The 12,241-nt window shown below is 43.2% G+C and carries 13 protein-coding genes; 7 read left to right on the top strand and 6 right to left on the bottom strand.

What is annotated here, in order from left to right; translation table 11 throughout:
- Positions 1 to 90 precede the first annotated feature (90 nt).
- Positions 91 to 450, bottom strand: coding sequence for a response regulator (locus tag AC6H1S_RS13215; protein ID WP_199141394.1), 360 nt, complete (start codon positions 448 to 450; stop codon positions 91 to 93).
- Between the two features lie 205 nt (positions 451 to 655).
- Here AC6H1S_RS13215 and AC6H1S_RS13210 point away from each other — a divergent pair, with 205 nt between their 5' ends.
- The 3 genes from AC6H1S_RS13210 to AC6H1S_RS13200 are packed head-to-tail and all read left to right on the top strand — an operon-like array spanning position 656 to position 1,982.
- On the top strand, positions 656 to 1,159 hold the full coding sequence (locus AC6H1S_RS13210) for a GbsR/MarR family transcriptional regulator (RefSeq protein ID WP_199141393.1): 504 nt from the start codon (positions 656 to 658) through the stop codon (positions 1,157 to 1,159).
- 57 nt (positions 1,160 to 1,216) lie between these two features.
- The gene (locus AC6H1S_RS13205) at positions 1,217 to 1,564 is read left to right on the top strand and encodes a hypothetical protein (RefSeq protein ID WP_497563917.1); all 348 of its coding nucleotides are present in this window, start codon (positions 1,217 to 1,219) and stop codon (positions 1,562 to 1,564) included.
- Between the two features lie 19 nt (positions 1,565 to 1,583).
- A complete protein-coding gene (locus AC6H1S_RS13200; RefSeq protein WP_199141391.1) occupies positions 1,584 to 1,982 on the top strand; it encodes a hypothetical protein in 399 nt (132 codons plus the stop codon).
- 117 nt (positions 1,983 to 2,099) lie between these two features.
- Here AC6H1S_RS13200 and ettA read toward each other — a convergent pair whose 3' ends face one another.
- Together ettA and AC6H1S_RS13190 are read right to left on the bottom strand one after the other, a co-directional pair.
- A complete protein-coding gene (gene ettA / locus AC6H1S_RS13195; RefSeq protein ID WP_497563916.1) occupies positions 2,100 to 3,779 on the bottom strand; it encodes an energy-dependent translational throttle protein EttA in 1,680 nt (559 codons plus the stop codon).
- Between the two features lie 144 nt (positions 3,780 to 3,923).
- Positions 3,924 to 4,157 carry a hypothetical protein gene (locus tag AC6H1S_RS13190; protein ID WP_199141389.1) on the bottom strand — a complete coding sequence of 78 codons (234 nt, stop codon included), beginning with the start codon at positions 4,155 to 4,157 and terminating at the stop codon, positions 3,924 to 3,926.
- Between the two features lie 9 nt (positions 4,158 to 4,166).
- On the opposite strand from AC6H1S_RS13190, the gene AC6H1S_RS13185 reads away from it, so the two are divergent.
- The 3 genes from AC6H1S_RS13185 to AC6H1S_RS13175 all read left to right on the top strand — a co-directional run bounded on the left by AC6H1S_RS13185 (position 4,167) and on the right by AC6H1S_RS13175 (position 7,754).
- On the top strand, positions 4,167 to 4,403 hold the full coding sequence (locus tag AC6H1S_RS13185; protein ID WP_497563915.1) for a hypothetical protein: 237 nt from the start codon (positions 4,167 to 4,169) through the stop codon (positions 4,401 to 4,403).
- 217 nt (positions 4,404 to 4,620) lie between these two features.
- Positions 4,621 to 7,158 (top strand): ATP-dependent Clp protease ATP-binding subunit, encoded by a 2,538-nt coding sequence (locus tag AC6H1S_RS13180; RefSeq protein WP_199141387.1) that lies wholly within the window; start codon positions 4,621 to 4,623, stop codon positions 7,156 to 7,158.
- Between the two features lie 83 nt (positions 7,159 to 7,241).
- On the top strand, positions 7,242 to 7,754 hold the full coding sequence (locus AC6H1S_RS13175; RefSeq protein WP_497563914.1) for a CAP domain-containing protein: 513 nt from the start codon (positions 7,242 to 7,244) through the stop codon (positions 7,752 to 7,754).
- Between the two features lie 133 nt (positions 7,755 to 7,887).
- Here AC6H1S_RS13175 and AC6H1S_RS13170 read toward each other — a convergent pair whose 3' ends face one another.
- The 3 genes from AC6H1S_RS13170 to AC6H1S_RS13160 form a co-directional block, all read right to left on the bottom strand.
- On the bottom strand, positions 7,888 to 8,763 hold the full coding sequence (locus tag AC6H1S_RS13170; RefSeq protein ID WP_497563913.1) for an ATP-grasp domain-containing protein: 876 nt from the start codon (positions 8,761 to 8,763) through the stop codon (positions 7,888 to 7,890).
- Positions 8,764 to 8,908: 145 nt separating this feature from the next.
- On the bottom strand, positions 8,909 to 9,982 hold the full coding sequence (locus AC6H1S_RS13165) for a PA0069 family radical SAM protein (protein WP_497563912.1): 1,074 nt from the start codon (positions 9,980 to 9,982) through the stop codon (positions 8,909 to 8,911).
- A 153-nt stretch (positions 9,983 to 10,135) separates the two neighbouring features.
- On the bottom strand, positions 10,136 to 11,368 hold the full coding sequence (locus AC6H1S_RS13160; protein WP_497563911.1) for a carboxypeptidase-like regulatory domain-containing protein: 1,233 nt from the start codon (positions 11,366 to 11,368) through the stop codon (positions 10,136 to 10,138).
- A gap of 122 nt (positions 11,369 to 11,490) precedes the next feature.
- Between AC6H1S_RS13160 and AC6H1S_RS13155 the strand changes: the two genes are divergently transcribed.
- Complete coding sequence (locus AC6H1S_RS13155; RefSeq protein ID WP_497563910.1) at positions 11,491 to 12,216, top strand: LytR/AlgR family response regulator transcription factor; 726 nt, start codon at positions 11,491 to 11,493, stop codon at positions 12,214 to 12,216.
- Positions 12,217 to 12,241 lie beyond the last annotated feature (25 nt).

The following is a 12,241-nucleotide window of genomic DNA, read 5'->3' as shown; positions in this document are numbered from 1 at the left end:
TCAAGTTAGCCGCTAAATGGGTCGGAACAATTATTTCAGAAAATTTTGACCTGTCCTGTTGCCCAGAAACTGAAAGTTGCAAGTTGGCTTTTAGCTCACCAGCTTCTCTATTTTGCTGAGCAAGGTATCCATTTTAAAGGGCTTGGCCATAAAATCGTCTGGTGCACATTCCATATCCTGTATTTCTCGCATGTCATATAACCCCGACATCATCAAAATAGGGATGTGGGTGGTGTCTTCATGGGATTTAAGCTGGCTGCAGATAATCCTGCCATCGATTTTACCCAGCACCACATCCAGCAATATCAGGTCAGGTTCAAATTCGGCAATACGTTCGAATACGATTTCGGCATCATTTAAAGGTTCTACATCGTATCCGCCAATTTCTAAAATCACGGCAATGGTATCTAGCACATCATCATCATCGTCAACAACTAAAATTTTCTTCATAGGATCAAATATAAAATATTGTACAGTTTAGCTATAGGTTATAACAACAAAAAACTGCGCATGTTTCTGTAAAATTCAATATACAGGCAGAAACTTTAAATCTTGGCCAAAAATAAAATTTTAGCGTGCAAAATCAGGTCTGGGAGAAATAAAAAATATATTTCAATTATTTTTGAAAGTTTGAAAATAAATTCTATATTTGAATATGGATTACTCAACTGCCAAAAACAAATTTCTGCAAACCTGGGGTGCATTGGGATCGCAATGGGGCATTAATAAAACCATGGCACAGATCCATGCCTTGCTGATGGTATCAGACGAAGCCATTTCGATGGAAGACATCATGCAAGAGCTGCAGATTTCGAGGGGCAATGCCAGCATGAACCTCAGGGCGCTGATGGATTGGGGCATTGTGTACAAGGAAAACAAGCCGGGTGAGCGCCGGGAATTTTTTATTGCGGAAAAGGACCTTGACGAACTGGCCACTAAAATTGCCAAAGAAAGAAGCAAAAGAGAGATTAAGCCTGCCTTGAAGATGCTGAAGGAAGTTTCATCTATCCAAGCCAATGAAACTCCTGCCGAAAAACATTTTGTAGAGCAGACCAAAAAACTGTACGATTTTGTAGGCCGTGCCGACGAAATGATTGATAAGGTAACCACCTACAAAGACAATTGGCTGGGCAAACTGATGATCAAATTGCTGAAATAAGCAATTTTTTTGACCTAAAATTTCAATAATTTCTGAAAATATAGTAATTAAAATATTATGAATTACAACCTGTTTGGTTACGCGACCTTTATCACCTTGATTGTGCTCATCATTGTTTTTGTGGGACGCAGCTGCTATCGGAACGGCAACCTTTTTGTGGCGGCACTGCTGCCCGGGCACCTCGACCTTTGCCAGCAAATCAATAAAATACTGCTGGTAGGCTATTACCTGGTTAACATCGGCTATTGTGCCATTACGCTCGTTGCCTGGCAACAAATTACCAGCATGCCCCAACTGATTGAAGTAATCGCTGTTAAAATGGCCATTATTATTGGTGTTATTTCGGTTTTGCATTACCTCAACATCCTTTTACTAACCACACAGATTCAAAAACTAATCCGCTAACAAATAAACATTCAATAAGATGGAAACTACAAAAATTCTGATCGGCTATGCAATTTATGTCCCTGTGGCACTTTTCTTGACTTTTTATGTATCGCGAACCTTATTCAGGAATAGCAAGGTTTACATGCTCGATATTTTTAAGGGCAGGGAAGAGATTGCCTTGGCCACCAACAAGCTTTTCGAAACTGGGTTTTACCTGCTCAACCTGGGGTTTGCTTTAATGATACTCGAACTAACGCTCTATAAGAACGACTACCAGTCGTTAGTAGAGGCACTGAGCTACAAAATAGGGACTTTCTCTATTTATTTGGGCGTAATGCTTTTCGTCAACCTCTATTTCTTTTTCAGGGGCAAAAGAAAAGCGAAAGAAAGCAATGCGCCTAAGCCCGGTCCGGTGCCTCCAAGATTTGAGGCTTAAAACAGCAAAGGCTCCACTCCGGAGCCTTTCTTTGTTTGCCTGCTATCGTTGGCCTTCTTCACCAACGATTTAGTACCTTAGTATGGCTTGTTGGTGAGGAACACCAACAAGAGCATGCTAACCTATTTTTTTATACTTGATGCGGTGCGGTGTTACATCGCCCAAACGTTTCTTGCGGTTTTCTTCGTAGTCGGAATAGTTGCCCTCAAAGAAATAAACCTCAGAATTGCCCTCAAAAGCCAGAATATGCGTACAGATACGGTCTAAGAACCATCTATCGTGACTGATTACCACCGCGCAGCCACCAAAGTTCTCTAAAGCCTCTTCCAAGGCACGTAAAGTGTTTACGTCGATATCGTTGGTCGGCTCATCGAGTAGTAGTACGTTGGCCCCTTTTTTAAGCGTAATAGCCAAGTGTACACGGTTTCGTTCTCCGCCTGATAAAATGCCCACTTTCTTTTGTTGGTCGGCACCGTTAAAGTTGAATTTCGATACGTATGCACGGCCGTTTACCGCCTTGTTGCCCAATTGGATGTTGTCTAAGCCATCAGTAATGTTTTCGTAAACGGTTTTGTTGGCATCCAGGTCGTTGTGCATCTGGTCTACATAGCCCAAAGCCACGGTTTCGCCTACCCTAAAAGTGCCTGCATCAGCCTGCTCCTGTCCGGTAATGAGTCTGAACAAGGTGGTTTTACCTGCACCATTTGGTCCGATAATCCCAACAATGCCTGCAGGAGGAAGCGAGAAGCTCAGGTTTTCGAACAAAATTTTATCGCCATAGGCTTTGGTTACATTGGTAGCTTCGATAACCACATTGCCCAAACGCGGACCGGCAGGGATAAAAAGCTCCAGTTTTTCTTCGCTCTCTCTGCCGTCTTCAGAGGCCAGTTTATCGTAGTTGGCCAAACGTGCCTTCGATTTGGCATGACGGGCTTTGGGAGCCATACGAACCCATTCCAGCTCGCGCTCTAATGTTTTTTGACGTTTGCTTTCGGTTTTCTCTTCCTGTGCCAAACGTTTGGCTTTTTGGTCTAGCCATGAAGAATAATTGCCTTTCCACGGAATGCCTTCGCCACGGTCAAGTTCCAAGATCCAGCCGGCTACGTTATCCAGGAAGTACCTGTCGTGGGTAACGGCAATTACGGTTCCTTTGTAATTTTGGAGGAACTGTTCTAGCCAATCGATACTTTCGGCGTCCAAGTGGTTGGTCGGCTCATCGAGCAGCAATACATCTGGTTCTTGCAGCAGCAGGCGACACATGGCCACACGCCGACGCTCACCTCCTGATAGCACGCCGATTTTGGTTTCAGGGTCTGGGCAACGCAGGGCATCCATGGCCCTTTCCAACTTATTGTCGAGTTCCCAGGCATTAACCGCATCGATTTTGTCTTGCAGTTCGCCTTGGCGCTGCATCAGTTTGTCCATTTTATCGGCATCAGAATAATTTTCTTCCAAACCGAAAGCCTCATTAATTTCTTCGTATTCCTTTAAGATGGCAGTGATTTCGGCTACGCCTTCTTCTACTACTTCGCGAACGGTTTTTTCTGGGTCGAGTTCAGGCTCCTGTGCCAAATAACCCACCGAATAGCCGGGAGAAAACACGACTTCGCCTTGGAAAGATTTGTCTAAACCAGCAATAATTTTCAGCAATGAAGATTTACCAGAGCCGTTTAAACCGATTACGCCGATTTTTGCGCCGTAAAAGAAAGAGAGATAAATATTTTTAAGAACCTGTTTTTGTGGCGGATAGATTTTGCTCACCCCCGCCATTGAAAAGATTATTTTTTCGTCTGACATAATTTATATAGTGTTTGTGCAAAGATGGGTAAAATGATGGAAAATGTAAGACGGAAAATGCAAGAGGCGTTTTAAGGCGCTTATCGCATAAAAAAGCCACCTCAAATTTCGAAGTGGCCTTTAAAAGATTTTCGTTTGCTTAGCTTACATGTCTATGGCTGGAGCGCAGGGATCTGGATCGCTTGGTGTGGGATCTACAGGTCTGGCGCAAGGATTTGGTTCGCAAAGGTTGGCCGAGGCATAGGCCAAATAGGCCGATGGATAAGGCCACTCGCATGAACAGATTGGACACAACGGATGCATCGGCTCTTCGCCGCCACCTCCCAAAACTTTCTTCAGCTCATTTCTGCTGAGTTTTGAAACGGATGATGTTTTCATATTTAATCAATGGTTAAGGTTGAACCTAAATATAAAAAAACAAAATGTGAATCAGGCTGTTTGAAGGCGAAATGTAAAAAAAGCGAACTTTTAAAGCTGATTTTGAGGATGCTGATCGAGCTGGCGGAAATGCAAAATACTGTCAAAACTGCTCGTTTGCCTATGGCTGATGTAACAATTTGTCAGTTTTCGGCTGGTGCTAAAACCTTACAAAAAACCGACAATATGATGGTTCTTTGCGCCTAAATTAGATTATTGATGATAAAAACCTAATTTCTATGGTATTACGTATATGCTAAAAACAGAAACTTCTTTGCGCAAATTGTTGTTTTTTGTTTAAGCTTGAATAAACTATTGTTATTATCCACCAAAATGGCGTAATTGTTGATAAAATATAAAAATCCGGAGGCCGTATTTATAAAACAAATTTATAGTTTAGAGTCGTCCCGATTACACACATATTATGGAAGCTAAATTTTCACCACAGGTAAAAGATGTGATTTCTTTCAGCAGGGAAGAGGCCCTGAGGTTAGGACACGATTATATAGGTGCCGAGCACTTGTTGTTGGGCCTTATTCGCGAAGGTGACGGTATGGCCATAAAGATTTTAAAATCATTATCGGTTGATACTTCTAAACTTCGCCGCTCCATTGAAGAGGCCGTTCGCGGTACTTCGAGCGTAACGGTTAATTTGGGAAATATTCCATTGACCAAACAGGCTGAAAAAGTATTAAAGATTACTTATTTAGAAGCAAAGATATTTAAAAGCGATTTGATCGGTACAGAGCATTTGTTGCTGTCTATCTTAAGAGACGATGACAATATTGCTTCGCAGATTTTGTTGCAATACGGCATTACCTACGAAATCTTTAAACAAGAGGTTGAGGTAAACAAAAACGGCTTTAGGGACGAGGCACAGGGAGGAGGCACTTCTAGCGGCGGCGACGACGACTACCAAGAGGAGGAAAGCTTCAGCACGCCTAAAAAAGTTTCCGACATTAAATCTAAAACCCCGGTACTTGATAATTTTGGCCGCGATTTAACCCGTGCTGCCGAAGAAGGCCGTTTAGATCCGATTGTAGGTCGCGAAAAAGAAATCGAGCGTGTTTCGCAAATCCTTTCACGTCGCAAAAAGAACAATCCGATTTTGATTGGTGAGCCTGGCGTGGGTAAATCGGCCATTGCCGAAGGTTTGGCCTTGAGAATCGTACAACGCAAGGTATCGAGGGTCTTGTTCAACAAAAGAGTAGTTACTTTAGACTTGGCTTCGCTGGTTGCCGGTACCAAATACCGTGGGCAGTTCGAAGAGCGCATGAAAGCGGTGATGAACGAGTTGGAGAAATCGACCGACGTCATCCTCTTCATCGACGAGATCCACACCATTGTAGGTGCGGGTGGGGCCTCAGGTTCGCTAGATGCGTCGAACATGTTCAAACCGGCTTTGGCCAGGGGCGAGATTCAATGCATCGGTGCAACTACTTTAGACGAGTACCGTCAGTACATTGAAAAAGATGGCGCTTTAGACCGTCGTTTCCAAAAGGTAATGATCGAGCCGGCTACGCCAGACGAAACCGTGGAGATTTTGAACCGTATCAAAGAGAAATATGAAGAGCACCACGGTGTGACTTATACCCCAGAAGCGATCAATGCCTGTGTGGCTTTAACTTCGAGGTATATTACAGACCGTTTCTTGCCGGATAAAGCCATCGATGCTTTAGACGAGGCAGGCTCGAGGGTGCATTTAACCAATATCCATGTTCCAGAAAACATTATCGCTATCGAAAGCAAGATAGAAGATATCAAGGTTGAAAAGAACAAAGTGGTGAAGAGCCAAAAATATGAAGAGGCCGCCAAACTGCGCGATACCGAAAAAAACCTGTTAGAGGAACTGGAACGCGCCAAGGCAGAATGGGAAGCCGAAACCAAAACCAAACGCTACGAAGTAAGTGAAGACAATGTAGCCGAGGTGGTTTCGATGATGACTGGTATTCCTTTGCAACGTGTTGGACAAACCGATAGCGTGAAACTATTGAATATGTACGATACCGTGGCTGAGAAAATTATCGGTCAGGATGATGCCATCAAGAAATTGACCAAAGCCATCCAACGTACCCGAGCCGGATTAAAAGACCCTAAAAAACCAATTGGATCATTTATCTTTTTGGGTCCAACAGGGGTTGGTAAAACCGAATTGGCTAAAGAATTGGCTCGCTTTATGTTCGACAGCGACGATTCGCTGATCCAAATTGACATGAGCGAGTACATGGAGAAATTTGCGGTTTCGCGTTTGGTAGGAGCGCCTCCGGGCTATGTGGGTTACGAAGAAGGTGGCCAATTGACCGAAAAAGTTCGCAGAAAGCCTTATGCGGTAATTTTGCTGGATGAAATTGAAAAAGCACACCCCGATGTATTTAATATCCTGTTGCAGGTATTAGACGAAGGCCAGCTTACCGATAGTTTAGGACGCAAGGTAGATTTCAGAAATACCATTATCATCATGACTTCTAATATTGGCGCACGCCAGTTGAAAGACTTTGGTCAAGGTGTTGGTTTCTCTACTTCGGCCAAGATGAGCCAAAACGATATCCACAGCCGTAGCGTAATCGAGAATGCATTGAAACGTGCTTTTGCACCGGAATTTTTGAACAGGATCGATGATGTAATCGTATTCAACAGCTTAGGCAAGGAAGAGATCTTCAAAATTATTGATATCGAATTGAAATCGCTGTTTGGCCGTGTTCATAACTTGGGCTATGAAGTGAAATTAACCGATGTAGCCAAAGATTTCATTGCCGAAAAAGGTTTCGACAGTAATTTTGGTGCCCGTCCGTTGAAACGTGCCATCCAGAAATATTTGGAAGATCCGATTGCGGAAGAAATCCTGAAAGGAGAAATCCACGATGGCGATACTTTAGAAATCGACTACAATAAGGAAAAAGAAGAAATTACCGTGGTGAACAAAAGCAACGGTAAGAAAAAGAAAAAAGAAGAGGGCGCTTAATACCATATCAAGTCCCAAATCGTTAAACACCTATCATGAACATGGTAGGTGTTTTTTTTGACCTTGCCTAAAGCGTTACTGAAATGAAGAGATTTATTGTTTTGCCTGTGGTACTCCTTTGTCTTGCCTTAAGCTGTAAAGACAACAAGGCCGAAGCTAATCCTGATCAAAACGGAAATGCCGATGCAGTAGGCACTAATCTGGATAACGTACTTCTACTCAAATTGGTTAACCAGGTACGGGCCAATGGTTGCAATTGTGGCACAACCGCTATGCCCCCGGTACCGCCTTTGAGTTGGAGCGATGTCATTGCCAAGGCGGCTTATTATCATAGCAACGACATGAACAAAAACAATTTCTTTGCCCATGTTTCGTCTGACGGCAAAACCTTATCCGATCGTTTTGATGCGGTGGGCTATCCTTGGAAAGCGATTGCCGAAAATATTGCCAAGGGACAAAATGATGAGCAAGCTGTGATGAATTCTTGGCTAAGCAGCGAAGGGCATTGCAAAAATATCATGAGTGCCAGTTACCAGGAAATGGGAACCGCTAGGGTTGGAAGCTACTGGACACAGGATTTTGGGACGAGGCGATAATTAGTCAAAATCCGAAGTTAGGTCAAAACTCGGCCAGTAGTAGCCACAGATTAACAAATCATTGGTTTTATGCTGATTGGAGTGTAAACCCAACGTTAAATGGGCCGAGATTGCAGATCCGATTGGCAAGTGATTAGTTGATCAACTTTATTAAGGCTTGATAATATCGTTCGCAGGCATTTGGATCTGTATCTAAAAACAGGAAAGGTTCAATCAGTTCCAGCTCCATCAATAAAAATTCTCCATTGACCACGGTTCCATCCACACGGGCATATAAACAATGCTGGGCAAACTGGTCTACATATCGTTGTGCGCTTTGAAGCAATTGGGCAGGTGCCTCTTGCGGGTGTATGCTGCCGCCATGGGCATGTTGTACCCGAAAATCGCCGATTTTGGCTTTTTTGAGCAAGGCATGACTAAATTGCTGGCCGAAGAACAAAAACGACCATTCGCCATTTTCCTCAATTTCGGCTAAGAATGGTTGTACAATAAATGCTTCTTCGCGTATCAATGCGCCCAGCTTGGCATTAATTTCATCAACATTGGCCTTGGTTACTTTAAAGGTATTTTTGGCGCCGCCACTTACACAAGGTTTTACAATGAGTTTTTCAGTTTCAAATTCGTCGAAATAGCTGTTTAGGTTAACATGGGCATCTTTCTCTAAGAAAATACTAGGCGTAACCAATAATCCTTTGTCCATGATGTTTTGGAGGTAATGCTTGTCGGCATTCCATTTTACGGTAGCTGTTGGATTAAGCAACCTTACATTTTTTGCTTTTAGCATTTCCAGCCAGGCATAAAAATCGGCAATGAGGTCAAAATAGTCCCACGGCGATTTTAAGATGGCCAAATCATAGTTCTCCCATTGGATTTGTGGATGGTTCCAAATTACCTTTTCAATGTTTAAGCCTTTATGCTGGAGAAATTCTAACAGTTTGTCGTCTTCATTTACTACAGTTGGCGAAGCATAGGCTCCTTGGTCGTGATAGGTGATTAAGGCAATTTTCATGTAATTGGGTTGAGCACCAAAAGTAGCAAATGGCCGAGTGATGCCCAAGCCGGCTTTGTAACGGAATTGCAAAAATGTGCTATTATGCTTGGGGTATTAAATATCCACAGTGATGGTAGACTGGAAAACATTTCCCGGCCAGCGCTTAAAACAGGCTCAACTGGTTTTTAGGAACCTTGAACTGGCTGCTGTCTAACTGGACTTGTTCCTGGTTTAATCCGTTTAGCCGGCAATGCAATTTGAAGGTGTCGCGTATCATTTGGGCAAAATTGCCTTCGCCACGCATCCGCATGCCCAAACGGCTATCGTTTACCTCGCCATTATGGCAGCTTTGTATGGCATGCCACACCTTTTCAAAACGGTCGGGGAAATTCTTTTGCAACCAATCTTCAAAGATGGTACTGATGGCTCCATTTAACCGAACCACTGTATAGCCTGCCGATTTAGCGCCGTTATCGGCCACGGCCTTTAAAATAGCGGGCATTTCGTGGTTGTTGAGCCCCGGAATCATAGGCGCAGCCATAACCCCGGTGGGTAGGCCAACCTTGCTCAGTTCTGCTATAATTTTGAGGCGTTGCTTGGCGGTAGTGGTACGAGGCTCAAGCTTAAGCCTCAGTTTTTCGTTTAAACTGGTTATCGACACAAATACCATAGCCAGGTTGTGTTTGGCCATTTCCTGCAAAATATCCAGATCTCGTAAAATGAGCGCATTTTTGGTGATCATCGATATGGGTTGTTTATAGGCTAAGGCAATTTCGAGCAACTGGCGGGTAAGTTTAAACTTGCGTTCGGCAGGTTGGTAGCAATCGGTATTGCCAGAAAGGGAAATAGGATAGGCATCCCAGGTTTTTTTTTCCAAGAACTTTTTGAAGAGCTCTGGTGCATCTTTTTTGACAATGATCTTTCTTTCAAAATCCAGGCCGGCACTAAAGCCCCAATACTCGTGCGAATTGCGGGCATAGCAATAAATACAACCGTGTTCGCAGCCTTGGTAGGGATTGAGCGAGTAGGCCATGCCCACATCCGGGCTATCCACCTTGTTTACAACCGATTTGGAAGTGCCTATAATGAAACTTGTTTTGCCACTGGTTTCTTCCCAATCGTCAATAGCCTCTACATGTGCCCTGCTTAAGGAGTTTTTGAGAAACCGGTTAACCGTATTGATTTGGGCGCCCCGGCCATTCAGGTAATCCTCTTTGTTTTCTTCACCGTTAACCATGTTTAAAATTGCTAAAAATATTAGTAATTTTAAAATAATGTTTTCCACATGATGGTGGATAACGATGTTTTTACAGGCTATAAAAGGACAAAAATACACTGTGAATCCCAGCAATCCCTATCAATAGGAAAATAGGATGCTGTAAGCACGAATTTACTTCTTAACAGTCGAGATGTAATCCATAGGCACCAGATCGGCTACCTTTTCGTAAGCCCAAAAGCCTTTGTACAACGTGCTTCGAGGGTCTACTACGCCCCCATTGGCATAAAACCGAACCGGAGGTTCAAGTAAGCTTACTATAGAAATCTGGTAGTTTGGCATATCTAAGGGCCTGTTTTGCCTGTTTCCTGAAAAATCGTACTCGGGCGTTTCGCGTTCATTCTTATAAATCACGTAGAGCTCGTCTTTAAAGTTCATGGTTTTAATATCGTTGTTGTAGGTTTTGACCAGGGTGTCGACCAGTACATCTGCACGACTGAGCACGCTCATGGTAAGGGGTTCGCGACGTTGCTTGAGCCAGTACGCAAGCGAATCGCCACTGGTAAAGGTAAGCGCGCGGGTAAGCCCGTTTTGGCCGGTAGTTAGGCGCTTGATGTTGGCATTGATCAGGCTGTCGGGCTTGCGGTTGGCATTGGGTATGGCAACCAGTTTGTTAATGACAAAGCCGTCTTGGGCAATGGTGTTGTGGTATAAAGATTTAAAGAAATGCTGGATAGAGCCGTTATAGGCTGTTTCGCGTGCCTGTTGCCATTTCTTTTGCTTCGATTTGCCACCCTTCATTTCCTCAAAATAAGGATGGCCTGCATAGAAAATGATTTTTGATTTATAGTTGTATTCAAAATATTCTAGCAGGTATTTAAGTCTATAGCCTAAAGCCTTGTTTTCGATGACGATAAATTCGTTGGTTCTAACCGTCAGCATTCCGTTTTCCCTGTCGTCGTTAATCATGAGCACATTGGTATTCAGGATTTTGCATTGGGCGGCATTGGGCGATTTGCCAATAAAAAAATCTTTAAACAAAGCAATATGTGCCATTCTGTTAGGGTCGGGCTTGATCACAACTTCTTTCAGCATGACGGTATTTTCTTGAAGCAATGCTTCGATGTTTACCGATTTGTCGGCAATGACTACATTTTTTGAATAGGGCAGGTAGCCGATCATCTGCACCAGTACATCGTAGTTTCCGGGGGCCAAATTGGGGATGGAAAATTTGCCTTCGTTGTTGGTTACGGTCGAAATCTTATAGCCACTGATGTAAATGGCCGCACCAGGCAGGGTTTCCTTTTGGTCTTTCACGGTACCGCTAATGGTATAGGTGTTTTGCGCAAAAATATAGTTAGAGCAGATGAGCAGCCAAACAAGGCTGGCCAGGAATTTTCTATTCATTCCGTAAATATAACTAATATTTTAGGTGCCTAAAATAAAAATGAACCTGCTGAATGTGAATTAGGTAACATTTTAATAGCTTTTTTTATGTATGTTTATCATACGCAATAGCCCTTTGTTTTATGAGCGTTCCCCTTACTTGCATTATTATTGATGACGACGATTTAGACAGATTGGCGGTAGAGGCTGAGCTTGCTAATTACGACGATTTACGGTTGATAGGAAGTTTTGGCAACTGCTTGGAAGCTATTAGCTTCGTGAAGCAACACCGGCCCGATGTATTGTTTACCGACGTAGATATGCCAGAAATCAATGGTATGGAAATGATCAAGACCATTAATCACTTGGGTTCTATCAATGTTATTATTTCCTCTCACCCTGAATATGCACTGCAGGGTTTCCAGCTAAAGGCTTTTGATTTTATCCTCAAGCCTTTAACCAGTGATCGTTTTGAAGAGAGCCTCAGAAGGATCATCGCTTTTACCCAGCTCAAAAACAAAGCCGAGGCCTACGATATTCTGTTCGAAAACGAAAAGATCATTTTTAAAGAAGGACATAAAATTGTAAATATTAGTGCCAAAGAGGTTATTTATTTAGAGGCCTATGGCGATTATACCAAAATTGTAACCGGAAACAAGGTGTACCTTAGCTTGATTACCTTGTCTAGCTTTCTCGAATCGTTGCCCCCTGGCAAATTTATCCGCATCCATCGCAGTTATGCCATTGCTATCGGCAAGGTAAAATGCCTTAACACCAAACAGGTTGATATGGGGAGTAGCCACTTGCCCATCGGTAAAACCTACCTGCGCGAAATCCGGGAGGTTTTGGGCAATTACATGGCCAATTGATGATGATAAATTGAAATAATAGCGC

Source organism: Pedobacter sp. TM02, from assembly GCF_059705275.1.
The sequence above is the reverse complement of the archived record's forward strand: the minus strand, read 5'-3'. Positions and strand labels throughout refer to the sequence as shown.